The organism is Thermosipho ferrireducens (assembly GCF_017358165.1).
Taxonomy (GTDB): Bacteria; Thermotogota; Thermotogae; order Thermotogales; family Fervidobacteriaceae; genus Thermosipho_B; species Thermosipho_B ferrireducens.
On sequence record NZ_CP071446.1, the window covers coordinates 154319 to 179794 of the forward strand.

The 25476-nt window shown below is 34.6% G+C and carries 22 protein-coding genes and 1 tRNA gene; 9 read left to right on the forward strand and 14 right to left on the reverse strand.

What is annotated here, in order from left to right:
• Positions 1-15 precede the first annotated feature (15 nt).
• Entirely contained in the window at positions 16-285 is a 270-nt protein-coding gene (locus JYK00_RS00790) for a type II toxin-antitoxin system Phd/YefM family antitoxin (protein ID WP_207566833.1), read from the reverse strand.
• 168 nt (positions 286-453) lie between these two features.
• Here JYK00_RS00790 and JYK00_RS00795 point away from each other — a divergent pair, with 168 nt between their 5' ends.
• The 4 genes from JYK00_RS00795 (at position 454) to JYK00_RS00810 (ending at position 3323) form a co-directional block, all read left to right on the forward strand.
• The gene (locus JYK00_RS00795) at positions 454-1902 is read left to right on the forward strand and encodes a radical SAM protein (RefSeq protein WP_207566834.1); all 1449 of its coding nucleotides are present in this window, start codon (positions 454-456) and stop codon (positions 1900-1902) included.
• Positions 1903-1978: 76 nt separating this feature from the next.
• Positions 1979-2539 (forward strand): TetR/AcrR family transcriptional regulator, encoded by a 561-nt coding sequence (locus JYK00_RS00800; protein WP_207566835.1) that lies wholly within the window; start codon positions 1979-1981, stop codon positions 2537-2539.
• A gap of 146 nt (positions 2540-2685) precedes the next feature.
• The gene (rpmE, locus tag JYK00_RS00805) at positions 2686-2898 is read left to right on the forward strand and encodes a 50S ribosomal protein L31 (RefSeq protein ID WP_207566836.1); all 213 of its coding nucleotides are present in this window, start codon (positions 2686-2688) and stop codon (positions 2896-2898) included.
• A gap of 59 nt (positions 2899-2957) precedes the next feature.
• Positions 2958-3323, forward strand: coding sequence for a S1 RNA-binding domain-containing protein (locus tag JYK00_RS00810; protein ID WP_207566837.1), 366 nt, complete (start codon positions 2958-2960; stop codon positions 3321-3323).
• 163 nt (positions 3324-3486) lie between these two features.
• Here the strand turns inward: JYK00_RS00810 and nuoF (JYK00_RS00815) are convergent, their stop codons facing one another.
• From nuoF (JYK00_RS00815) to JYK00_RS00870, 12 genes are all read right to left on the reverse strand, one after another.
• Positions 3487-5112 (reverse strand): NADH-quinone oxidoreductase subunit NuoF, encoded by a 1626-nt coding sequence (nuoF, locus tag JYK00_RS00815; RefSeq protein WP_207566838.1) that lies wholly within the window; start codon positions 5110-5112, stop codon positions 3487-3489.
• A complete protein-coding gene (locus tag JYK00_RS00820) occupies positions 5109-5597 on the reverse strand; it encodes an NADH-quinone oxidoreductase subunit NuoE family protein (RefSeq protein ID WP_207566839.1) in 489 nt (162 codons plus the stop codon). Before JYK00_RS00820 ends, nuoF (JYK00_RS00815) begins: the two co-directional genes overlap by 4 nt.
• A gap of 18 nt (positions 5598-5615) precedes the next feature.
• Positions 5616-7439 carry an NADH-quinone oxidoreductase subunit NuoF gene (gene nuoF / locus JYK00_RS00825; RefSeq protein ID WP_207566840.1) on the reverse strand — a complete coding sequence of 608 codons (1824 nt, stop codon included), beginning with the start codon at positions 7437-7439 and terminating at the stop codon, positions 5616-5618.
• A gap of 16 nt (positions 7440-7455) precedes the next feature.
• Positions 7456-7833 carry a (2Fe-2S) ferredoxin domain-containing protein gene (locus tag JYK00_RS00830; RefSeq protein WP_207566841.1) on the reverse strand — a complete coding sequence of 126 codons (378 nt, stop codon included), beginning with the start codon at positions 7831-7833 and terminating at the stop codon, positions 7456-7458.
• A complete protein-coding gene (locus tag JYK00_RS00835) occupies positions 7833-8324 on the reverse strand; it encodes an NADH-quinone oxidoreductase subunit NuoE family protein (RefSeq protein ID WP_207566842.1) in 492 nt (163 codons plus the stop codon). The genes JYK00_RS00830 and JYK00_RS00835 overlap by 1 nt, the downstream gene beginning before the upstream one ends.
• Positions 8325-8615: 291 nt before the next feature.
• Positions 8616-8693: transfer RNA gene (locus JYK00_RS00840), tRNA-Asp, on the reverse strand.
• A 91-nt stretch (positions 8694-8784) separates the two neighbouring features.
• Complete coding sequence (locus JYK00_RS00845) at positions 8785-9486, reverse strand: queuosine precursor transporter (RefSeq protein WP_207566843.1); 702 nt, start codon at positions 9484-9486, stop codon at positions 8785-8787.
• Between the two features lie 24 nt (positions 9487-9510).
• Positions 9511-10377: a DegV family protein gene (locus JYK00_RS00850; protein ID WP_207566844.1), complete on the reverse strand. Its 867-nt coding sequence runs from the start codon at positions 10375-10377 to the stop codon at positions 9511-9513.
• 381 nt (positions 10378-10758) lie between these two features.
• Positions 10759-12084 carry a DNA repair protein RadA gene (radA, locus tag JYK00_RS00855; protein ID WP_207566845.1) on the reverse strand — a complete coding sequence of 442 codons (1326 nt, stop codon included), beginning with the start codon at positions 12082-12084 and terminating at the stop codon, positions 10759-10761.
• Complete coding sequence (locus JYK00_RS00860; RefSeq protein ID WP_207566846.1) at positions 12077-14539, reverse strand: ATP-dependent Clp protease ATP-binding subunit; 2463 nt, start codon at positions 14537-14539, stop codon at positions 12077-12079. Before JYK00_RS00860 ends, radA begins: the two co-directional genes overlap by 8 nt.
• Positions 14540-14622: 83 nt before the next feature.
• Positions 14623-16902 carry a CehA/McbA family metallohydrolase gene (locus tag JYK00_RS00865; protein ID WP_207566847.1) on the reverse strand — a complete coding sequence of 760 codons (2280 nt, stop codon included), beginning with the start codon at positions 16900-16902 and terminating at the stop codon, positions 14623-14625.
• 13 nt (positions 16903-16915) lie between these two features.
• Positions 16916-17680 carry an SDR family NAD(P)-dependent oxidoreductase gene (locus JYK00_RS00870; RefSeq protein WP_207566848.1) on the reverse strand — a complete coding sequence of 255 codons (765 nt, stop codon included), beginning with the start codon at positions 17678-17680 and terminating at the stop codon, positions 16916-16918.
• Between the two features lie 543 nt (positions 17681-18223).
• On the opposite strand from JYK00_RS00870, the gene JYK00_RS00875 reads away from it, so the two are divergent.
• Together JYK00_RS00875 and JYK00_RS00880 are read left to right on the forward strand one after the other, a co-directional pair.
• Positions 18224-18997, forward strand: a complete 774-nt coding sequence (locus JYK00_RS00875) for an oxygen-binding di-iron domain-containing protein (protein ID WP_207566849.1) — start codon at positions 18224-18226, stop codon at positions 18995-18997.
• Between the two features lie 5 nt (positions 18998-19002).
• Entirely contained in the window at positions 19003-19842 is an 840-nt protein-coding gene (locus JYK00_RS00880; protein ID WP_207566850.1) for a methyl-accepting chemotaxis protein, read from the forward strand.
• 22 nt (positions 19843-19864) lie between these two features.
• Here the strand turns inward: JYK00_RS00880 and JYK00_RS00885 are convergent, their stop codons facing one another.
• Positions 19865-21142, reverse strand: a complete 1278-nt coding sequence (locus JYK00_RS00885) for an HD domain-containing phosphohydrolase (protein ID WP_207566851.1) — start codon at positions 21140-21142, stop codon at positions 19865-19867.
• Between the two features lie 780 nt (positions 21143-21922).
• Here JYK00_RS00885 and JYK00_RS00890 point away from each other — a divergent pair.
• The 3 genes from JYK00_RS00890 to JYK00_RS00900 all read left to right on the forward strand — a co-directional run bounded on the left by JYK00_RS00890 (position 21923) and on the right by JYK00_RS00900 (position 25463).
• Complete coding sequence (locus JYK00_RS00890; RefSeq protein ID WP_207566852.1) at positions 21923-23239, forward strand: EAL domain-containing protein; 1317 nt, start codon at positions 21923-21925, stop codon at positions 23237-23239.
• A 99-nt stretch (positions 23240-23338) separates the two neighbouring features.
• Positions 23339-24958, forward strand: a complete 1620-nt coding sequence (locus tag JYK00_RS00895; RefSeq protein WP_207566853.1) for a methyl-accepting chemotaxis protein — start codon at positions 23339-23341, stop codon at positions 24956-24958.
• A 286-nt stretch (positions 24959-25244) separates the two neighbouring features.
• Complete coding sequence (locus tag JYK00_RS00900) at positions 25245-25463, forward strand: DUF3783 domain-containing protein (protein WP_207566854.1); 219 nt, start codon at positions 25245-25247, stop codon at positions 25461-25463.
• Positions 25464-25476 lie beyond the last annotated feature (13 nt).

Consider the following 25476-nt stretch of genomic DNA (forward strand, 5'->3'; position numbering starts at 1 on the left):
AATTCACCTCCCAGTTTATTCTTCAGAAATATTATCTATACTTTCAAAAATATCTTTCACTGAAATTTCCCCAAATTTAGATGGATCTCCTATTTCCAGAAGATACAAATCCCATATCTGATCCAGAAAATTTAGAATTTTTTGATATTTTTTATAATCCATTATCACTACCACAGGTTTCCCATTTTTTGTTACTACAATATCATTTCCTTCTGCCTGTTCAACTATTTTAGAAAACTTTGCCTTTGTTTCTGCCAAACTTAAAAATATTTGCTCTTGCCTCATAATTTTCACCTGCGCAATTTCTCTCTTGACTATAATTATAGTCATTTTTTTAATCAAAATGACATTACATTTGTATTGTTACCAGGATGAAACGTTTAATTAACATTTCAGATGTAAAATTTGACTGAATGGTCAGTAAATATTATGAAAGCGTAGGAGGTGTCTCTCATGGCAGTTGGTGGTATTAAAGGCATGATTTACAGACAAGCTGGCAAAATGATAAATGGTTTTATCAGAAAAGCAGATACAAAATCATTTGCAAAGCTTCTTTATACTGTTGGTGCTTTAAGCAAAGAACCTGCAAAAAGCGGGTTAAAGAAACTTGGATTAATGGCAGATGAGGAACATCCCATGATAAAAAAATGGATTGAAATCTTTCAGAAATCCAACCCAAAATGTACTGAGAAAATAATTAATAATTTAATTGTTAATGAATTTGCAATCGGTGAACCTTTGAGGCAAAAAATCATGGAAAAAGAAAAAGTTGTTCTTCCAAAACTCGGAGTTATAAGTCCTACATATGCCTGTAATATTGAATGTGTTGGTTGTTATGCAGGACTTTACGGTAGAAAATACGAACTTTCCAAAGAAGAAGTTAGAAGCATTTTAAAACAGGGAGAAGAACTTGGACTATTTTTCTGGGTTATAACAGGCGGAGAACCATTCTATTGGCCATACCTTTTTGACATCCTGGAGGAATTTGATCAACATTATTTCATGATTTACTCCAATGGAATCCTTATTACAGAAGAAAAAGCTAAAAGATTAGCAGAACTTGGAAATGCCACTATTTCAATATCTGTAGAAGGATTTGAAGAAACCACCGATTGGAGAAGAGGAAAAGGTGTCTTTAAAGCAATATTAAACGCCTGGGAAAGATTAAGAAAATATGGTGTGCCTTTTGGGGCGAGTGTTACAGCTACAAAAGTGAATCATGATACTATAATGAATGATGACTTCTGGAACTTCCTTGAAGAACAGGGTGTTGGATATGTCTGGATTTATCAATTCATGCCAGTTGGTATGAATCCAACCATGGATCTCGTACCTACACCGCAACAAAGATATGAAAGATTCTTCAAAACAGAAGAAATGAGACTTAGCGGACGATTTGCTTTTGTCGCAGATTTCTGGAATCATGGTTTCTTAACGCACGGTTGTTTATCTTCAGGAGCTAAATACTTCCATGTGAACGCCAAAGGTTACGTTGAACCATGCGTATTCCAGCAGTTTGCAAAAGATAGTATCAGAGAAAAGAGCCTGCTGGAAATATTTAAATCTCCTTTCTTTGAAGCATACAAAAAGGCTATACCATTCTCAAACAATCTCTTCAGACCGTGCCCAATTATAGATAATCCAAAAATGTTCAGAGCTATGGTGAAACATTTTGATGCTATTCCACAGCATGAAGGTTCCGAAAGAGTTATCAATGAACTTGCTCCAGAACTTGACAAATTAGCTGAAGAGTGGAAACAGTATGCAGACAAACTCTGGTACGAGCACGGATATGTTGAAAGATATCCTGTTAACAGAGGTATATACAATTACGAAACACGTATGAAGAGATATGCAAATAAAGAAGAAGCTTTAAAAGTGGATAAAAAATTAAATGTTTAAACATAACATCCGAAACCAGCATACATCGGCTGGTTTCGGTATCACCATAAACAAAAAAATTCGGTGGTGTTGATTTGTGAGAAAGAAATCAACGAAAACGCGAGAAACAATCCTTGAGGCAGCTCGTGTCGCTTTTTCTCAAAAAGGATATGATGCGGTTAGTATGGACGAGATAGCACAGATTGCTGGTGTGCGAAAATCTTTGATATACTATTATTTTCCCAGTAAAGAAATTTTATTCGAAGAAGTGTGGGTTACATCCATAGATAGTTTAGAAAAAGAATTGTTTTCCGAAACTGAAAACGAAAATATATATTCCAGAAAAATAAAAAACTTTCTAAAAAAATATATAGATTTTATAACAAGTAAAAAAGCAATCTCAGAACTTATAAGAAAAGAAAAAACAAAAGTTTTTGATGAAGAAAACTGGCAAACCGCAAAAATGAGATATGTTCAATTCCTCGACAAAATAGAGACGCTCATAAGAGAAGGGAAAAAACAGGCTTATATTAGAGAAGAAATTGATCCAAAAGCTGCAACTGAAATGATAGCAAGCGTAGATTCAATGCCAAGAAAAAGTCTTTTAAAGACCGTTGAAGAAATGCTACTTAAAGTATTACTTAAAGATACATCGTAGAGTGATCAATGCAATTGAAAGTAACCTTTGCTATTTAAAAATCAAGGATCTTCAAACTCTGTTGTTTCACAAATGTAACGTTTACATATTTATTGCGTATGGTATAATAACAATGATAAAAAGAAGAAAAACGTGAGGTGATGAAATTGAAAAAGGGTATACACCCAGAAGTTAAACTTATCACTGTAAAATGCGCCTGTGGTGCGGAACACAAGTTTTACAGTTCAAGAGAAAATATTAGAATTGATGTATGTTCGAGCTGTCATCCATTCTATAAGGGTAGCGGTGGCGCTGGACTTATTGTAGATACTGAAGGAAGGATTGAAAAGTTCAGAAAGAAATATAACCTTGAGCAGTAATTACGCAGGGAGCATTGTGCTCCCGCATATTTTTAAAAATTCAGGGAGGTTTAGTGTATATGGAAGTTGGGCAAGTTGTTAAAGGTAAAGTAGTGGAAATACTAAAATTCGGAGCAAACGTAGAACTCGAGGATGGAGAAAAAGCATTTATTCATATTTCAAAAATTGCACCTACTTATGTTAAGAAAGTCGAAGATCACCTTTCTATAGGACAGGAAATCGAGGGAAAAATTCTTGGAAAAACCAGGGATGGAAAATGGGAGCTTTCATTAAAGGAAAATTCACAAGAGGAGGGAAAGGGAGAACAAAAAAAATCAAACTCCGATTTTGAAAAGAAACTTGCAAAATTTATGAGAGATAGTGATAGAAAAATGTCAGAATATAGAAAAAGACTTGATAAAAAAAGAGGAAAGAAGCGAAGATAACAAAAATAATAAAAAGATTTATCGAAATTAAAAAGTAATAGTTCGACTAACCAAGGTTCCAGCGTTTTGCTGGAACCTTGGTTTTTTCATTTTGAAACAAAAAATCCCCCCACTATTTTTCGATTCATCTTTTGGGGGGGATATTTTTTATCTCAATAAATTTTTAAAATACCTTTGTACTTTTTTTCTTTTTTTTCTCCACTTTCTTACACAAACCTGCCGCGCAACGATGCTCTTCTATATGTGCTATAAATTCCTCTTCAAAATTTTCAATTAAAGAAAGTAATGGTATTGGAAAACTTTGTCCAAGTCCACAGAAAGAGGCATCAGCAGCTAATTTTGCTATATTTTTTAATAAATCTAAATCTTTTAATGTTGCTTCAAATCTGCTCATTTTTTCAAGAATAGTTACAGCTGCTCGAGTACCTTCACGACAGGCTGTACATTTCCCGCAGGATTCGTGCCTGAAAAATCTCATAACGTTCAATGCTATATCAACAACACATGAACGATCATCAATTCCTAAAATTACTCCTGAGCCAAGACTCACACCATAATTTTTATAAGAGTCATAGTCAAGTGGAGTATCTGCCTGTTCTGGTTTTATAAACGTTCCAGCAAGACCTCCAGTCTGAATCATTTTTAATTTTCTTCCACCAGCAATGCCACCGCCATAATTATAAACAAGTTCTTTCACAGTAACACCCATAGGAAGTTCTACTATTCCTCTTTTTGCAATATTACCCGCAAAACAGAAAACTTTCGTGCCAGGTGAACTTTCCGTGCCAAATGATTTAAACCATTTAGCACCATTGAGAATTATTTGTGGAACATTTGCCAGAGTTTCAACATTATTTATTACTGTTGGCTTCCCAAAAAGACCACTCTGAGGTGGGTATGGAGGTTTAAGTCTGGGACGTCCTGCATGCCCTTCTATAGATTCAAGAAGTGCTGTTTCTTCTCCACAAACGTATGCTCCTGCCCCTAAACGAATTGAAAGATCAAACGAAAATCCACTTCCAAGGATATTGTCACCTAAAAATCCATATTCATAGGCATCGCTTATCGCTTTTCTAATATTTTCAACTGATCCATAATACTCTCCTCTTATATAAATGTATCCTTTGGTAGCTCCTATGGCGTACCCCGCTATAATCATTGCTTCAACAACAGAATGAGGATCACCTTCCATTATCAACCTATCTTTATAAGTTCCAGGTTCTCCCTCATCTGCATTACAAACAACATATTTTTGAGATGCTTCTGACTTTGCCGTAAATTCCCATTTCAAACCTGTTGGAAAACCTGCTCCACCTCGTCCTCTCAAGCCACTTTCTTTTATTTCTTCTATTATTTCCTCTGGTTTCATCTTAAGTGCTTTAGCAAGTGCGAAATAACCATCTCTTGCTATATACTCTTCTATGTTCTTAGGATCAATTTCCCCAATATTTCTTGTTACTATTTTAGTTTCTTCTTTCTTTTCTGAAATATACGCATTTGGAATTTTCTCTTTATCTATCGCAAGACTATGTACCTTTCTTCCCTTTAATATATGTTCTTCAAATATTCTTCTTACCTCTTCTTCAGTTTTAACAAGATAATAAACATCATCTGGAAGAATAGCAATAATAACTCCATTATAATTACCCATAGAACCAGTTTCAAGAACATCAACTATACTGCCTAAATTATGCTCTCTTGTCAAATCTTTTAAAACATTCGCAAAGTGTTTTGCACCGATAAGAATACTATTACTATCAACAGAAACAAGGACAGTTGTTGGCTTCATTCTGAATCCCCCCTTCTAAGCTCTCTTATGATTTCTCTAACTTTTTCGGGGGTAAGATCTCCATAAAAATCTTTATTTATCATTATTACAGGAGCAACTCCACAGAGTCCCAAACAACCCGTTTCTTCAAGAGTAAATAAACCATCTTTCGTCGTTTGATTCCAATCAATTTTCAATTCATCTTTAAGAGCATTAATTATTTCTCTTCCACCAGCAACATGGCACGGAAGACTTGTACATACCCTGATCACATATTTTCCACGTGGCTTTGTTGAAAACATAGTGTAAAATGTAAGTACCTCATAAACTTTGGCTGGTGTTACATTCAATTCTTCTCCTACCCATTCAGCTACTTCAGGAGGAATGTAATTCTCATTGTAATGGTCCTGAATCTTATGCAAAGTATATATTAATAAATCCTGTTCCTCAAGTGCCTCAGTTTTTGCTTCATTAACTATTTTCTTTACATCTTCCTTTGTAAGCATACTGCAGCTGGCCCCCTTTCATTCTTCAACTTCCACACTCACTGCTGGAGTTACCTTACTAATAGCTCCAAATCTACATACTTCTATACAGCTACCACATCTTATACAGGCTTCCTGATCAATGGTATGCACCTTTCTAACCTCACCAGAAATACAACTTACAGGACAAACTCTTGCACAAGCTGTACATCCCACACATTTTTCTGGATCTATAACATAACTTATTAATTCCTTACACTTTTTAGCTGGACACTTACCTTCTCTCACATGTGCAAGGTATTCTTCCCTGTAATATTTCAATGTAGATAAAACCGGATTTGGAGCAGTTTGTCCAAGACCACAAAGTGATGAGTCTTTTATTATGTATGCAAGTTGTTCCAGAGTTTCAAGATCTTCTTCAGTTCCTTCACCATTTGTTATTTTGTCTAATATTTCATACATTTTCTTTGTACCTTCTCTACAGGGTGTACATTTACCACACGATTCATCTACCGTAAATTCCAGGAAAAATTTTGCAACATCTACCATACAATCATCTTCATCAAGAACTATCATTCCACCAGAACCAATAATCGCACCTAAACTCGTCAGTGATTCAAAATCAACAGGGGTGTCAAAATACTCAGCAGGAATAACTCCTCCACTTGGACCACCTGTTTGCACAGCCTTAATTTTTTTACCTGTTGGGGAACCTCCACCTATTTCATAAATCAACTCTCTAAGTGTGATTCCCATGGGAACTTCAACAAGACCGGTGTTTTTGACCTTGCCTGCTAATGCAAAGACCTTTGTTCCAGGAGACTTTTCCGTTCCCCATTGTTTAAACCATTGAGGACCGTGAAAAATTATTGGTGGAACACACGAAAGTGTTTCCACGTTGTTTATGTTACTCGGATTTCCCCAGAGTCCTTTCTGGGCAGGAAATGGTGGCTTAACTCGTGGCTGTCCTCTTTTACCCTCTATAGAATGCATAAGAGCAGTTTCTTCACCACATACAAATGCTCCTGCTCCTATTCTAATTTCTATATCAAATGAAAAATCTGTTCCCAGAATATTTTCTCCCAAAAATCCGTATTCCCTTGCCTGTTTCAAAGCTTCTGTTAAACGCTCTATTGCTATTGGATATTCGGCTCTAACATAAACAAATCCTTTTTGTGCACCAATTGCATAACCAGCTATAGTCATAGCTTCGATAATTGAATGAGGATCTCCTTCAAGAATTGATCTATCCATAAACGCACCTGGATCTCCTTCATCGGCATTACAAATCATATATTTCTTATCACCTGGCGATTTTCTTGCGAATTCCCACTTAAGGCCCGTTGGAAATCCAGCACCACCTCTTCCTCTTAATCCACTGTCTTTTATTACTTGAATAACTTCTTCTGGTGTCATTTCTTTAAGAGCTTTATGAAGTGCAAAGTATCCGTCCCTTGCTATATACTCATCTATATCTAATGGATTAATAACGCCAACATTTCTCGTAGCTATTTTTACCTGCCTCGAAAAGAAAGCAACCTCTTCCTGTGGTTGAGGTATCACTTCCCCCTTTTCACCTTTGTAAAGATGCGACTTTACAATTCGACCCTTTAAAATATGTTCTTCTACAATTTTTTCAGCAACCTCTGGTGTTAACTTTTGATAATAAACTCCCTCAGGATAGATAACCATAATTGGTCCCAAACTACATGCTCCCATACATCCCGTTTCAACAATTTTAACTATATCCTGAAGATTATATTCTTTTAATTTTCTTTCAAGGGCATCTTTCACACTTTCTTCCCCGGCAGAAACACAGGCGCCTCCTGCACAAATTAAAATAGTATTAGTAGTAAGGGGCATTATTTTTCAACCTCCTTTAAACTTCTCCTCTTTTTACTATTAAGTCACTTACTAATTCTCCATCAACGATGTGTGATTTTATAATTCTTTTTGCATTTTCAGGAGTAACGCGTCCATAAATAATTGGCTCCTCTCCTTCAAGAGCAACCTCAATGGTTGGTTCAACCTCACAAAGCCCCATACACCCTGACTGAACCACAGCTATATCATCTATATTTAATTCATCAAGTGTTTCTACAACGGCTTTGAGTGTATCTTTCGCACCTGCTGCGATTCCACAAGTTCCCATGGCCACAACTATTTTTCCTCTTTTACCCGCTTCCCTCATTTTGACATTTTTTAAAGCTTCCTCCTTAATTTTCATAAGTTCTTCCAAACTTTTTATTTTACCCATTATTCCCCCTCCTTATTATATTTCTTCAAAATTTCAGGTACCATGTCAGGAGTAACTTTTCCATAAAAATCTTTTTCGCCAATCAATACAACGGGAGCCATACTACATGCGCCAAGACATCTGACTCCATGGACAGAAAATAATCCATTTTGTGTAACTTCGCTTTCTTCCACACCAAGCTCATTGAGGAATCTCTCCATAACACGGTCAGCACCCTTTACATAGCATGCCGTACCAAGACATACTTTAATTTGATGTTTACCTTTTGGTTTGGTTGAGAAAAAGTTATAAAATGTCACAACTCCATAAACTGTAGAGACTGGTATATTCAATTTTTTGGCGATATGGTCCTGTACTTCCTGAGGAAGCCAGCCAAAAAGCTCCTGTGCTCTATGAAGCACATTAATTAACATACCTTTTTTATCTTTTACACTTTCTATGTATTCATCAAGTTGCTTGTATAGTCCCGTGTGCTTTTCACAAACCGCCAATATGGCCACCTCCCAGACATTTATACCATTCCAATGGTATTATAACACAGTTAGTACTATTTTTCACTTATAGATTGTTATTTCTTTGAAAACAATTTTTGAAATATTCAACGCTCATTTCCTTTTATTTTACGAAGAGGTTGGATATAGCATTTTTTGGAAAATTACACCTAAGTAATGAAAATGAAATTATTCACAACAAATTCAAACTATAGTTCTAAATTATAATTTCCTGAAAAACAAAATTTATAAAAAAACAAAAAAGGACCCTTTCGGGTCCTTTCCTGATTCTGGCGGGGACGACGGGATTTGAACCCGCGGCCACCGGTGTGACAGACCGGCATGATAACCAGGCTTCACCACGTCCCCGACTCAACATCTCACTCAAACCGTTATATATTGTGCCATAAAGATAGCTTCGTGTCAAGGGGTAAGCAACGTTAATTTTGTGTAAAATGATTTACTCAACTACCAGCTCATTGATCTTTCCGCTATCGTGAAGCTTTTTTGCAAAATATAGAAATGGTGTATCCGCTGCTGCAACAATCCATTTAAATATATATGTTGTCCAGAAAATACTCCAGAATATATTTTGAGGGTATACCTTCCAGAAAGCAATGAAACAGAAAACCAGACTATCTATAAATTGGGAGACCATTGTTGAAAAATTATTCCTCATCCACAAAAATTTCGTTTGAGGAAATTTATTTTTCCATAGATGATATGCCCAGATATCATGAAGCTGAGAAAGCCAATAGGCAGTCAATGACGCTATGGCAATTCTTGGCATTATAGAAAATATGGTTTTTAAAGCTGGCTGTGCAAAATCTGAGGCATCTGGCTTAAATAAAATTGCTATTTGCATAATAACGGTCATACTAATAAGACTTCCAAAGCCAATGTATACAGCCTTTCGAGCTTCCTTTTTTCCATAGTTCTCTGAAAGAATATCGGTCACAAGGAAAGTAGTACCATATACAATGTTACCAAGTGTCGCTACAAACCCAAAAAGCTGAACAGTTTTTACAACCTGGATATTTGCAGTAATCGTAGCAATGGCCGTCCAGACATACAAGCCGGTTTTGCCCGCATATCTGTAAAAAATAAGAATTCCCACAAAGTTCACAACCATTAAAACAACCCAGAGAAACTCGTTGCTCACACAACTACCTCCTTTTTCCTGTGTTTACAACACTTCTATTCCAAACCCCGCCATTCCAATTCCAACATGAGTGGATATTACTTTTCCTGTATTAGCATAATCTATATACTTTACGTTATACCTTTCTTCAAGAAGTTTTACCATTTCTTTTATATCTTCCATGTTGTCACAATGCACACCTATTAATCCTATATCCTGACCAATTTTTATGCCCTCTTCCTCCATTTTGTTAAGTATCATAGCATAAGCTTTTTTTGCTCCTCTTGCCTTCTCAAATGGTATCATTTCTCCTTCATTATTAATATAAATTCCCACCCTTATTTTAAGTAAGCTTCCAACAAATCCTGTAAATCTGTTCACCCTTCCGCCTTTTACCAGAAAGTTAAAATCCGAAACAAAAAATATAGCGTGAAATCCTCCTCCAAATCGTTTTTCCATAACTTTTTCTGCTATTTCTTTCACACTTAGACCCTCATTCGATAATTCTCTGGCATATTTGGCCATTAGAGCCACTACTGAAGAGGCCATCTTTGTATCCACCACTTCAATTGGTATATCAAACTCGCTGGCTGCTAATTTTGCAGAATTAACCGTTCCAGACATTTTCGAAGAAATCGTTAAAACCAAGATGCTATCATAACCATCATTTAAAGCCTTCATATACACATCCTGAAACTGCTTTATAGAAGGTTGTGAAGTTTTTGGAAGTTTCTCTGCAAGAGACAGCTTTTGATAGAAATCTTTCAACTCTTCTGATTTTCTTGTATCATCTGGTTCGCTTGTCCCATCAGGCCAATTAACATGAAGAGCTACCATATCAATATCGTATTTCTCGAGCCATGAGGGTGGAATATCTGAGGTACTGTCAACTATTATTTTTGTTTTTGCCATAATAAATTCCCTCCCATTCTGTTATGTTTTTATTCTATTTTAATTAATTTTCCATAACATCTTCTGTAAACTATACCAATCTCGCAAAATCCTTCGTCGTTTCACTCCTCAGGACAGGCCTCGCCAGCCTCGCCAACTCTCGCTAACTCTCGCTAACCTCGCTAATCTTGCCAACCTCGCTAATAATAAGATTCCTCACCCTTCGGGTTCGGAATGACACCCTTTTTCCTGTCATCCCTATTCTCCTTCTTTGTCATCCCGAGCGCAGACGAGGGATCTTTTTCCTTATTGTCATTCCGAACGAACGTGAGGAATCTTGTTCCTTTTCACCAACCTCGCCAACTCTCGCCAATCCCGCTAACCTCGCTAATTTCACCAATATTATAAATCAATCATATAATTGAGCAATTCTTTTAAATTTCCTAATTTGATAACGCTCTCCGAACCTGGAACATTTGCCTTTTTTGGAATAATAAACTTATCATAGCCAGATCTTATGGCGTTTTCTATTCTTTTCTTTATGTTATGCACATTTCTTATACTTCCATCAAGTCCAACTTCACCTATTATAACAAATTTGCCTATATATTTGTTTAAAAAAGAAGACAAAATAGATGCAGCTATTGCCAGATCACACGCTGAATCAGTTATTTTCAAACCACCTGAAACATTTGCATACACGTCATGAGATTCAACAGGCAAATTCAAATGCTTTGAAATAACAGCCGACATTATTATAATTTTTCTAACATCTATTCCATGACTAATTCTTCGAGCGGTGGCTATTTTATCACGCGAGACTAAACTTTGAATTTGAACAAGAAAAGGTCTTGAACCTTCGTACAAAGAAGTTATAGTATTTCCTGGCATGGGACTTTCTTCTATAAAAATTCTCTCTTTTAATTCTTTTAAGCCGCTTTCACTCATTGAAAATATTGCTATTTCTCCACTTGGTCCAAATCTGTTTTTCAACACTCTCAATACCCTTAAATCAGTGCTTTTTTCCCCTTCAAAATAAATCACAGTATCCACTATATGCTCCACCAATTTAGGACCGGCTATATTTCCACCTTTTGTTACATGTGCTATTAAAAGTGAAGCGATACCGGTATCCTTGGAAAATTTTCGAACCTCATCTACAACTGTTCTGACCTGTAAAACACCACCTGAAGCAGAATCAACTTTGTTAGAATAAAGAGTCTGAATAGAGTCAAAAACGACAAAGGTGAGCTCTTGTTTCCTCAGATTTGTCAGGACAGATTCTATGTTATTCTCCGTGGAAAGATATATCCCACTGTTCTCAATTTTAAGTCTTTTCGCACGAAGGGCTATTTGCATAGCACTTTCTTCCCCGGTAATGTACGCCACTTTTCCATACCTGGAAAGCTCGTAACACAATTGAAGGGCAAGAGTACTTTTACCAACACCAGGCTCGCCGCCTAACAATATTACCTGACCAGGGACTACACCCCCACCAAAAAGATTGTTTATCTCGGAGTATCTGGTTATCAATCGTTCAAACATCTCGACCTCTGATATTTCCTCTAACAAGAAGAAGCGGGAGCTTTCCTCTCCCGCTTTATTTATATTGGATAACTTTAGCTCTTTTGCAGTGTTCCATTCATTACATACAGGGCACTTACCAAACCATTTGGGAGATTCATACCCGCAATTATCACAAACATAAATAATTTTTGTTTTACTCATTTTTCACCTTAACCCTGTCACTTTTTTTTCTTTTGAACGTAATTTTTCCGTTGGAATAGTTACAAACTATTATGTCACCTTCTTTGAATTTTCCACGCAACAATTCTTCAGATAAGGCATCTTCTATGTAACGCTGGATTGTTCTTTTAAGTGGCCTCGCTCCAAATGCGGGATCATATCCTTCCTGTACTAAAAAGCCTTTAGCTTTTTTTGTAAGCTCAAGACCTATTCCCTTTTCTTCAAGACGTTTTCTTATGTCTTTCAAAAGAATTTCTATTATCTCCTCTATATGCTTTTCAGTAAGTTTATGGAATACTACTACCTCATCTATCCTGTTTAAAAATTCTGGTCTGAATGTTTTTTTAACTTCGTTTAAAACTTTTTCCTTCATTTCCTTAAATTCTATGTTTTTATCTGCCTGTTCCACAAAACCAAGAGTTTTCTTCCCGCTAACTATCTGGGTTCCGCCAATATTACTTGTCATTATTATTATAGAATTTCTGAAATCAACAACATGCCCCTGGGAATCGGTAAGTCTACCATCATCCATTATTTGAAGTAACAAATTAAAAACATCTGGATGTGCCTTTTCTATCTCATCAAATAAAATAACAGAAAATGGTCTTCTTCTGATTTTTTCAGTTAATGTTCCTCCCTCTTCGTATCCAACATATCCTGGAGGTGCTCCAATCAATCGAGAAACTGAAAATTTCTCCATATATTCACTCATGTCAAATCTGACAAGCGCTTTTTCATCACCGAAAAGATACTCTGCGAGTGTTTTGGCAAGTTCCGTTTTACCCACACCAGTAGGCCCAAGGAAAAGAAAAACTCCTACCGGCCGTTTTGGATCTTTTAAACCACTTCTTGCCCTGCGAATAGCCTTCGCTACAGCATTAACCGCTTCTTCCTGCCCCACTATCCGTTCGTGGAGAGCATTTTCTAAATTTAGAAGTTTTTCACTTTCTCCCTCTTCAAGCTTTTTAAGAGGAATTCCTGTCCAATTTGAAACAACTTCCTCTATTTCAGGAACATCCACCACTATAACACTTCGTTCTACAGCATGTCTCCATTCATTGTATTGTTCATTAAACTTTCTCTTAAGTTCACTTTCTTTTTCTTTAAGCATAGCTGCCTTCTCATAATCCTGGCTTGCTGCTGCTAACTCTTTTTCAATTTTTACGTTTTCTATTTCCATCTTAAAAAGCTGAAGATCAGATGGCATCACAAAGGCTTTTAATCTCGCACGTGCACCCGCCTCGTCTATGACATCTATAGCTTTGTCAGGTAAGAAATGATCTGTTATATATCTTTGTGAAAGGTAAACTGCAGCTTCCAGCGCTTCTTCCGTATACTTTACCCTGTGATGAGACTCGTATTTGTGTTTAAGACCTTTCAATATATTGAGTGTCATATCTGGAGATGGTTCCTGGACATATATTTTTTGAAACCGTCTTTCAAGAGCCGCATCTTTTTCTATGTACTGCCTGTATTCATCAGGAGTAGTTGAACCTATACATTTTACCTCTCCCCTTGCAAGCGACGGCTTCAAAATATTTGCGGCATCCACTGCGCCCTCAGCAGAACCGGCACCAACAATCATGTGAATTTCGTCTATAAATAATATTATATTTTTCTCTTTTTTCAGTATCTGGAGCAATTTCTTCATCCTTTTTTCAAATTCACCTCTATATTTTGTACCAGCCACCAGAGAAGCCACATCTAATGAAAAAATAATTTTTCCCTTTAAAGGCTCAGGTACCTCTCCTGCAACTATACGCTGCGCAAGGCCTTCAACAATGGCAGATTTTCCAACACCAGGATCTCCAATAAGCACTGGATTATTCTTCTTTCGCCTTACAAGAATTTGCATTACACGTTCTATTTCAGCTTCTCTCCCGATCACGGGATCAAGTTCTCCTCTGAATGCCAGTTCCGTTAAATTAACTCCAAAACCATCCAGTTGCCGTGTAGGAGTACTAATAGCACTTTCTGGACTATTATAACTGTTATAATTTTCTTCTTCCGCCATGGTTCCTGATAACTCCTTCCTCAATTGAGAAATGTCAACTCCTATTTTTTTCAAAATATGTACAGCAATTCCTTCGCCTTCACGCAATATCCCAAGTAGCAAATGCTCTGGATCTATTTTATCTTCACCCAAAACTTTCGCTTCTTCATAAGCAAGCTCAGTCACTCTTTTTGCACGTGGTGTCATCTGGGGTGACATTATAAACCCACGCATACCCATACCTACTATAGAAATGATCTCACTTCTTATTCTGGAATAAGTGATGCCATGTTTCTCAAGTACAGGTTGAATATTATTGTCTTTAAGCTTTAATATAGCCAGAAGAATATGTTCTGTTCCAACATAAGAATGTCCCAATTCTTTTGCTTCTTCTTGAGCAGTTACAAAAACCTGTGCGGACCTTTCAGAAAATTTATCAAACATATTACCACCACCCTTTCTGTCCGCAAACAAAAAACCTGCAATTCTATTATATCTTATAAAAGAGTATTTATCAACCTGAATTATTAATAATCGAAAATATTTGCAATAAATTCTTTGTTATAATCAAAGTCATAATCTGAAAACACAGCTTTTCCAAGTGCTATAACAACTCCATTACCTATATTTGATTTTGCAGCCAGAATAATACGTGAAACTGGCACAGCATCGCCATTACCATCCTTATCTTCAGATTTCGCTGTAAATGACTCTATTAAAATCTGGGCGTCACCACTTACTATTATTGAACACGGACTGTAAAACCTTACATCATTTGCTAATACTTTGTAAGGCGCTCCGTAATTGTTTGTGGCATCTATCACCTGGTCATCATTGAATTTAAATGGAGCCTTTAAAGCGGACAAAATCTCATTTAAATCCTTAGTATTTCCTCCATTTCTGAAATCACTTTTACCACTAATTATAAGTTTTCCGCCGTTTTGCACAAATTTTACAATATTTTGAATTTCTACTTCAGAAAAATCCTTACCATTAGAAATTATTAAAACATCTGCTTTTAAATTTTCCAGCTTTTGAACATAAACCACTTTTAATCCTTTACTCTTCAAATAGTTTTCAAGTTTTGTCAATTTATCTTGGGTATAATCGTTAAAATGCCCAACGTCTATTATCACAGTGTCTGTCTTTTTAACCTCTGGCAGATTAAAATATTCTGGTAATTCTGCGAAATCCATAACATTCACATTTCCTTTTATCTTTTCAAGGTATAGTTTTTTGTACACCTCATCGCTCCCGGGAATTAAAATAATTTCGCCTTTGAAGCTATTCAAAGCATTAAGTTCTGGGGGTAATAAATCCTTTGCAAAATCAAATCCATCTTTTTTTGGAGTGGGTATAATAAGTATATCCACTTTAGAAAGTTTTGTAAGCATTTTCTTAGGGTAAATAACATTGTATCCGCTCTTTTCCATAAGAGGCGCTAATTGCTTTAACTCATCAATATAATCATTCTCATGCAAAGTATCTATCATAACAGTTTTACCTACTTTTTCATTAACAAGTAAAACTATTGATTGTACAGAAACCCCGTTAATAGTGAATTTTATTTTATGCATTCCCTGACTTAAATTATAAAGTTTTACAGAAGATTTTTTTACTTCGTATGGACCAAATGATAAAGTTTTATTTGAAATAATTGTTTCATTATCAACTACTTCTAAATTTATTTTTACAGGCTTATCTGTTACATTATATACATCAAAAAATATTCCTGCATCATCCCCAACAAATAGCTTCTGCTGGTTAATACGTATATTGTTTACATACACAGAACTTTCATTTTGAAACCATATGGGAGCAGTTATTATTTCCTGAGAATCATTTTGCCTGACATATACAAAAAACCACTCGTAACCGTCTGGGAGTTCAACTTCTATGCGTGTTGCATAATTACTAACATCAGGATAATCCTCAACTACTGTACCACTTTGAGAAATTAAAGCAAAATAACTCATAGGATCATTCTCATCTTCGTAATTGAAACTTAAAACTACCTTTTTAGGTGGGTTATAAACTATATCACCCATTATGTAATGTTTATAAGAAAAATCTATTTTTACATTTTTGTCTTCTGTACCAAACGTGTGCCGATTCCATAATGCATTCATTATATCATCATAACTTAACGTGTCTGCTATTATACCCACCCTACTATCGTTTGCACTTCCCCAATTTGGCTTGTGATTATCCTGACCAACTGTAGCTCCAAGATGCCAGCCATTATTCAACGCAAGAATATAGTTTTTAAACATCTCTGGAGATATTACATCTCCCAGAGCCCAATTTCCATTTCCAACTTCGATAAGATTCACATATTTATCAGCTTCTGGAAAATATTCAAAATCTCTAAAATTTCCAAACGTTTTAATAGGATGATTGAATTGAGCTAATTTCCTGTTTTTAGCAAGCCATGAATAAAAACCCTCTAATGAATCGTCCTGGGCTCTACTTAGCCATTTTGTAGACTCATAGACATTTATATGCCCAATTCCCGATGTCCATTCAAACCCCTGTAAGGCAACGAATTCCCCGGGAACAGTAGCACTGGCAGCAGCAAGTTTAGTAAGATAAGGTTTTGTCTTACCATCTATCAATTGTGTAAAGTAATAAGCATGGTCGGTTATTGCCTGAACATCAACAAAGTTTTTTGCATAATTGTATGCATATTCAGGTGTTTTGCTCCCATCAGAATACGTAGTATGTGCATGTAAATTGCCATAATAAATACCTGCAAAACTAACTACAGAAATTACCGCTATAAAAATAATAAAAAGCTTTTTAACCATTTTTATCCCCCTCTCAGAAATATTTTTGTACTAATTTTGTAAGGTGTTTCTTAGGAATTAGACTTTCGGTAAACACAAAAAGTTTATTTAAAAAACCTGGAATAACAGAAGGTTTATCTTTTTCAAAAGCTTCAAGAGCTGTTCTAACAACCTTTTCCACAGGCATCCCATTTACATTTGTTTTATTGATTCTTTCGAAAAACCTTGTTTTCGTTGTTCCAGGAGAAAGACACAAAACGTGCACGTTGTATTTACTTAACTCTGCCCATAGTGCCATTGAAAAATTGTAAACAAAAGCTTTCGTGGCAGCATAAACAGAGAACCGTGGAAGAGGTAAATATCCTGCAACAGATGCAACGTTTATAATACCGCCTCTCCTTTTCTCAACAAATTTACTTGCAAAATAGTAAGTTAATTCTGTTAATGCAACAATGTTTGTTTCAATCATTTTTTTGTAAAATAAAATATCATGAGATAAAAACTCACCGTAATGACCAAAACCCGCATTATTTATCAAAAGATCTACATCTATATTTTCTCTTTCCACAAAATCAATTAAACTCTCAACACCTCCTTTTGAAGAAAAATCCGCTGAAAAATATCTTACCATTATACCACGAGCACTTAATTCTTCTTTTATTTTTTCCAAACGTTCAACATTTCTTCCATGTATAATCAGATTAATCTTTTTTTGAGCAAGTTGAAAAGCAAACTCCTCGCCTATACCAGAAGAAGCACCTGTAACAAGTGCCCACGAAAAATCTTTCAATTTTGGCATACTTTCCCTCCCACCTGATTTTTTTCTTTTCACTTTCTTTCACTAACCCTGTAAGCTCCTTCAACGTTCCACTTCTTGGAACAGGTTTTACTAACATAGCTAATTATAAGATTCCTCACCCCTCAGGTTCGGAATGACACCTTTTTTCTTGTCATCACCAATTTCCTTCTTTGTCATCCAGAGGAGCATAGTGACGAAGGATTTTTCCCTCTTTGTCATTCCGAACGTACGCGAGGAATCTTATTTTTTACTAACTCTCGCTAATCTCGCTAACCTCGCCAACCTTGCCAGTTATAAGATCCCTCGTCGCATACGCTCCTCGGAATGACGCAGTAGAGAAAATTCCTCGCTTTCTTGTTCTTCGAAATGAAAACCTCTTTCTCTGTTATTCCGAGCAAAGCGAGAAATCTTGTTTTTTTTAATAACCCTCGCCAACACTCGCTAACCTCGCTAACTCTAACGTAACAATTTTAACACAGGGACATAGTTAATATGTGTTATAATGTTATGATAGTTAACCAAAATTAAGGAGGTATATTAAAAATGTCACAGGTTAGTACAATAACACTTTTTGAAAAAGGTGAATACAAGTTTTATTTACTTGGTTGGGAAGAAAAAGAAGAAGAAGGTATTGTTCAAACCAACCAATATTTGATAGTTAATAAAGGAAAGGGAATCTTATTAGATCCCGGCGGTGCACATGTTTTCCCCAGGGTACTTGCCAATGTTTCAGAAGTTATTTCTCCCAAAGACATAGAACTGATATTTTACACACACCAGGATCCAGATGTTACATCGGGAATTTCTATGTGGCTCACCATTGCCAAAAATGCAAAGATATATATTTCTGAGCTGTGGATAAGATTTTTACCGCATTTTGGAGTCTTTGACTTAAAAAGAATAATAGGATTAAAAGGGCACGAGCAAAAGATAAGCGGGAACTCTGGAGCAACGTTCGAAATAATCCCGGCTCATTTTATGCATTCTCCTGGAAACTTCAGTGTATACGATCCTACATCCAGAATCCTTTTCAGCGGTGACATAGGCGCAGCAGTTTTTCCAAAAGGAAAAAGAAAACAAATAATAGAAGACGACTTTAAAGAGCATTTAAAATACATGGAAGGATTTCATAAAAGGTATATGGTATCAAACATTGTTTGTAAAAAATGGGTTGAAATAGTTTCAAAGAGACCAATTGACATGATTGCACCTCAACATGGAGCAGTTATGAAAGGCATAGCAGCTAATAATTTCTTAGAATGGCTCAAAAATTTAAAATGTGGTATTGATATACTCGGAGAAATTTACGGGAGTTGAGAGTAATGAGTATAGATAGAGAAACCCTTGGTAAAATAACATCAGCGTTTTTTGCTCAAAATCTTTTAACCTCATTTATGGAACAATTAGATGAAGTATTGATTTCAAGGATTGAAAATATAAAAAGTAAAGTCAGTCAGGTAAGCTCAGATTTTAAAGAGCTTAGCATAAGTCTTAATGAAATAATGAATAGATTTACACATAACAGTGATAGATTGGTAAAAAACATAGAAGGTGCCCAAAGCTTAAACGCTCAAATAAATGAAGAACTTTCAAAAACTGGTTCGAGCATTAGCAGTATCAGTCAGGACTTTTCAGAAACTGTAGAAAAAACTTCGGATGCATTGAAACAGTTTTCAGAGATTACAAAACTTGTGGGTGCTATCCAGAGAATTGCCAAACAAACTAATTTATTAGCTTTAAATGCTTCAATTGAAGCAGCACGAGCAGGTGAATACGGAAAAGGTTTTGCTGTGGTTGCTTCAGAGATTCAAAAACTTGCCGATGAGTCACGTGAAACTTCAAATACTATCTCAGAAAAAGTTAATCAAATAGCAGAATCTGTAAGAGAAGCTTTGAAAGCTATAGAAGATGTAATGGAACTATTTGTAGTTGTTCAAAGTGCCTTAGAAAAGGCTATGAATTATATGGCAGAGAATGTAAAAATTTTATCGGAAACTCAGGAAACACTTTCCGTAGCAAAAGACGAATTAGAAAACGAGGTAACTCTTATATCGGAAGCCACGAAAATTTTGGGTGAAACATCCAAAAAATTCGACACTGTTTCTGCAGTAATTTCTGCTATAATAACTGCCCAGCAGTCTCTTAAAAACATAGAATTGTAAAATTTGCGAACGCTTTAAAATACTAATTTATCAAAAATTTTTCTGCAACTGAATTGATTTCACTTAAACTTGAACCAAAAATGTCTTCTAAAGCATCTTCATGACGCGCCTGTTGCAAAGTCGAATCGCTTTCTGCAATATTTTTAAGTTCATTATAAATCTTTTTATCAAGTTTGCCCCTGTCTATTTCTTCTTTTAAAATAGACAGGGCTTTTTTGTAATGCAAAGGTTCCCTATAAGGTCTTGGCTCAATAAGTGCAGAATAATAATCTGCAATAACTATTATACGCTTGTAAATATCGAGTTCTTCTTCGTCAAGCCCAAATGGATATCCTGAACCATCAAGTTTCTCATGATGTGATCCTGCCAGAAAGGCTAAATTGTCCATGCCTGAATTCAAAAGCATATCTATGGTATCAAACACATGCTTTTGAATCAAAATGCGTTCCACCTCTGTTAATGTACCCCTTTTATGCAAAATTTTCAAAGGAGTTTTCAGTTTCCCAAGATCATGTAAATATCCACTTACCTTAAGTAAAGTACCATCAGCTTTTCCAAGTATATATTCTCCCAGCTTTTGCGAAACTTTCGAAACAAGAAAAACATGATCTTTCGTTGTTGGACTTCTTATTTCTTGAATAAAAGCTATTATTTTCGACAAATTTACACAATCATTTGCGGATAAATTTTTGTTAAAATTTCCGAACATTTCCATATGAGGCTTGTTATCAATTAGCTTATCTATTATCTTATAATCTTTAAGCAAACTTATAGCGGTATTTTTAAGATTGTCTGGTATTTTTTCATTTTCAAGTCTTTTCCATATATCTGGAATAATAGCCGCATAATCTTCAAAACTTTTAATTTGAAAGAAAAACCAGGAAATAGTGTCAGCTAATTTTAAAATACTCCCTACTATCCTTTCTAATCCATTATCTGAATACTCACTGTGATGGTATTTCACACTTTCAGCTAAGGATTCATCGAATAATCCTGTATTTTTCAAAAGATAACAAGAAAGTGTTGAATGAAATCCTATTTCTTCCAGATTATCCACCCTTGAAAGATTATTATATTTCTTCAATTGATTTATAACGTTCAACAGCTCATTAATTGTAAGAAATCCTGCATCATGAAGCAACCCTATTACATAAATGTCACCGTAATTTTGAAAACCTAATTCCTTTGCAATCAGCGCGGAGAATTTTGCAACATGAAATGAATGTAAAATAAAATCTTTGTATTCATTGTAACCTATTTCATTATAAAGGAGTATAAAATTCTTCAAATCAAAAAACACAAATGATCACCTCAATTATTAATAAAATATCAATTTACATTATAACACGATTCTAAATTGACTTTATGTTTTTCTCTAAAAGACTTCCGTAAATACAATATTAGCGAGGTTAGCAAGAGTTGACGTGGTTAGCGAGATTGGCAAGATTTGTTCCCCCATTTATGTCATTTCGAACCCGTAGGGTGAGGAATTTTATAATTAGCAAAAGTTGATAAGAGTTAATGAAAAAACGAAAAATAATTAAAAACGAGAATCCATTTTTTATATATTACAACGCCATTATTATAAAGAAATAAACATCTCAAAAAATAAGTTAAAGAAATCGTGATATAAAAATCTTGAACCTTAAAAAAATATGTAGTACAATTAAAGCCCTTAGAAGTTATAATCATCTTCTAATCACCTGAAGATAAAATTGCAAAAATAAAAACACAGGGTAAGTTAACACAACGTTTACAAAAAAAAAAAAAAAAAAAAAAAAAAAAAAAAAAAAAAAAAAAAAAAAAAAAAAAAAAAAAAAAAAAAAAAAAAAAAAAAAAAAAAAAAAAAAAAAAAAAAAAAAGTTTAAAAAAAAAAAAAAAAAATTGAAAAAAAAAAAACAAAAAAAAAAAAAAAAAAAAAAAAAAAAAAAAAAAAAACAAAAAAAAAAAAAAAAAAAAAAAAAAAAAAAAAAAAAAAAAAAAAAAAAAAAAAAAAAAAAAAAAAAAAAAAAAAAAAAAATGCTAAATTATAAAATACAAAAAATTATCAAAGATATATCAAAACGAGGAGAAGTATCACATGTGGAAATGGAACAAAGAAGAAAAGCAAGCGTTAAGAAATATAACAAATGTTCTATTCAATAAGGATAATATCGAAAAACTTAAAGTCATAAACACAATTTTTAAAAAATCAACAATATTAGCGCTCGTTATAAAAAGCTTTCTTCGCAATGAAACGTGGATAGATTATCTTCTTCATTCCCTTGATCCTTACAAAATTAAAGAGAGATTTCAAAAAGAGTTATCAAACTATTTCTATCCCATTGTTACCACAGTCACAGATTCCTTAGACTTTATTTCCATAGTTGTCCTTCAACACGATATTTCCAATGAAAAAAGCATAGAAAGGCAAATAGAACTCTTTGAAGAAAAAATAATCTCTTTCTTTTTGAGCGACGATTATCTTGGTCAAATAAAGCAACATTTTAAAGCTTTTCGAAATCCTTTTGAAGATTTCTTTGGCTTCTCGGTAGGGTACGCAGTTGTTAATTCCCCCAATGACGAAAGTGTAATTAATGCCCTAAAAATAGCAATAAAAAATGCAGAAGTTAGAAAAAAGTTAAAATTAAACAAACTGACAATGGAATTTTTTGAAATATTAAACAGAAACAAATTAGAAAGTCATTTTCAACCAATAGTTGATATCAAGGACAAAAAGATATATGCTTACGAAGCACTTGTAAGAGGGCCAGAAGAATCAAAACTAAGAAATCCATCACTTTTATTTAAAATTGCATCTTTAAACGATTTAGAGTTTGAATTAGATAATTTAACCAGAAAAATACACCTTTACAATTTTAAAACCATACTTAAAGAAAATAAAAAAGCCAAACTCAGTATAAATCTTGGACCATCAGCTCTTCTTTTTGCAGATAGAGTTGTAAAAGACTTCAAAAACAATGGAATATCAGGCGACCAGGTAATTTGTGAAATATCTGAAAGTACATTTATAGAAGATTTTTCAGCTTTTTTCAACGCTATAGAATTTCTTAATTCTGAAGGTTACATGGTTGCATTGGATGATTTTGGAGCAGGCGGTGCAACTTTTAAGATTATATTATCTGAAAATGTAAGTATAGTAAAAATAGATAGAAGTCTTTCCAGAGCAATAGAATTTTCCAGACCAAATACTTTTTTCCTGCGCGAATTATTACCAATCATGCAAAACTCTAATAAAGCCGTAATAATAGAGGGAATAGAAACAGAAGATCAGTTAAAACTATTATTGGATATGGGTTATAGATATTACCAGGGATTTTATTTTGCAAAACCATCTTCTAAACCTGTTGATATCAAGTTCATGACCGAAAAATTTGGAAAACAAATTACTAATTAAAAATTGAAACTCTCGATATTTCCCAAACCTATTGAGTCTCCAGAATATAACCTATATTATTATAAGACTAAAAAATTGAGACAAAGGAGTGTGATATCCATGAAAAGCATTGCTGCAAAACTTACAGTCATAGTTTGTATAATGTTAATTGGATTTACTCTAAGCGAGATATTGTCATTATTAAATATCAAAAACGTTGAACAAATTGCCAAAAGCACCAGCTTATTAAATACATATAAAGATGAATTAGCAGATGCTACTACAAAGCTCTTTAAAGGACTTTCCGCTCGAGACAAAAAAGTCTTACAAAACTCTGTTAACATGTTCCAAAACATAGCTGATAAATTAAAATCTACCGAAAAATTTTTAGATGGCGAAAACCTCGCCAGTATGAAAAAGCTAAACGCAATAATCTCAAAGCTAATACTTGAAACCAGATCTTTGAAAATAAGTAATGTTAAACAATCAACACTTGATAAAATATTTTCCTATAATAATGAAATCATTAAATTGTTAAAAAGAATAACTATAAATCTTGAAACCAATCACCAGAAAGTAACTCAAAAGATGAAAAAAAGTATTTACTTTATATTTTTTACCACAATTAGTATAACAATATTGATAGGTTACTTAACCACTTTAAGTTTTACACGGCCTCTTAAAAAACTTGCTGTTTTAGTCGAAAATCTTAGCCATGGAAAGTTAAACATAGAGATAGAGCAAATTAAAAGTAGAGATGAAATAGGCAAAGCGGCAAAATCTGTAGAAAAGCTTCGAAAAATTCTACAGGATACTATTATAGCTATAAACAATGCCTCAATGGAAATAAATTCCAGCACTCAGGAGATCTCGGCTGTTTCAGAACAGCTATCTGCAAATCTCTCAACCATCGTCGAGTCTGTGAACGTGTTAAGCAAAGAAGCTGAGGATAATTCAGCGACACTTCAGGAAATTACTGCGACTGTTGAAGAGTTCTCTTCAACTGCAGACACGAATGCCAAAGCAGCCCAGGAAATCCTCGAAAAAACAAATATAGTTCTTGAGCTTACCAACAAAAGCACAGATGAAGTTCTCGAAGTTATAGACTTAGCAAAAGAGTCTAAAGCATCAAGTGAACACACTAAAGAAATGCTTAACTCACTTTTGCAATTTACCGAAAATATAAATACCATAGTAAATGTTATTAACAGTCTTTCTGAGCAAACTAATCTTTTAGCCTTAAACGCCGCTATAGAAGCAGCGCGAGCTGGTGAGGCAGGAAAAGGATTTGCAGTTGTCGCTGAGGAAATAAGAAAGCTTGCCGAAGAAAGTAAAAACGCCACAGGACAGATTGTTGAAATTCTAAACTCAATAAAAGAAGGGGTTTCAAGTTCATCTGATTCTGTGGATAAAACTGCTAATGCAATAAATAAAACATTAGGAGCCGTGGAAAATGTTGAAAAAGTGTTTAATAGGATAAAAGAAGCGATTGCAATTATTCAAAATGGTGTAGAAACAGTTGCGGCAAGTGCTCAGGAGCAAAGCGCAGGTCTCGAGGAAATGACCTCTGCTATTGATAGACTAAATAACCTACTTAATATCGCTGCTAAGTCTTCTCAGAATGCAAATGCTTCCCTCCAGGAAATAAATAGTGCCACAGAAGAACTTGTAGCATCCATACAAACAATTTCCGAAAATATGAGAAGTCTTCATGAAAGAATAGAGCATTTCCAGATATAGTACTTTTCTCTATTCAGGTTTTTACAGCGCGTACCCGGGTCGGTACGCGCTTTTTTCCATATCACTTTGAGGAACAAAAGCAACAAAAGGGATGTCTTCCTGAGAGGCAGGAAGGCAAGGGATTTTTTTCCTTATTGTCATTCCGAGCGAAGCGAGGAATCTTATTTTTTTTTACCAGCCTCGCTAATCTTGCCAATCTCGCCAAATTCCATCACGGCTTTCTAAACAAATTTTCGAAAGTGTGTTACAATTTATTCGAACAGTGAAATAGAGGAGTGTGGTAAAAATGGAAAAAGAGAAGCGATACATTATAATGCATGGTTTTTCCAGAGATGAGGTATTAAAAATATTAAAGTTAATGCGCGAAAATTTTCCAGAAAAAGAATTAATTTTTGCAACTACCACACCTATAAATATCACCTGGAAACTTGAAGATCTTATAAATGAAATAGATAAAGAACACGAAACAATGAAAAAACTAAAACATAAGAATAAAAATAGATAAAATATGTTATGTT